Annotated in this window: 1 pseudogene; it reads right to left on the bottom strand. The window is 64.0% G+C overall.

The annotated features are described in order from the left end of the window. Positions 1–253 (bottom strand): annotated as a pseudogene (locus tag NCR35_RS29835) (rod shape-determining protein MreC); the annotation flags it as partial.

The raw sequence follows: 253 nt of genomic DNA, 5'->3' as shown, positions 1-253 counted from the left end.
TCACGACTTTCTGCGTAAACGGATCGCGCGTGTCGTACTGAATTTCGGCGGGCGTTTCGTCGGTGGTGGCGCGCGATTGGAGATTGAGCAGCGCGCGCAGATGCGCGTTTTCGATGGCGAGCTGCGCCGCATCGCCGGCCTTCACGGACAGTTCCAGATTCTTGTTGGCGAGCTTCGCGTTTTCGCTGCGCAGCGTCGCGCTCGTCACGGCGAGATCGGCCGCGCCCATGAAGATGTCGCGCGGCACCAGCGC

Source organism: Caballeronia sp. AZ10_KS36 (genome assembly GCF_023631105.1).
In the GTDB taxonomy this organism is placed as follows: Bacteria; Pseudomonadota; Gammaproteobacteria; order Burkholderiales; family Burkholderiaceae; genus Caballeronia.
The sequence above is the reverse complement of the archived record's forward strand: the minus strand, read 5'-3'. Positions and strand labels throughout refer to the sequence as shown.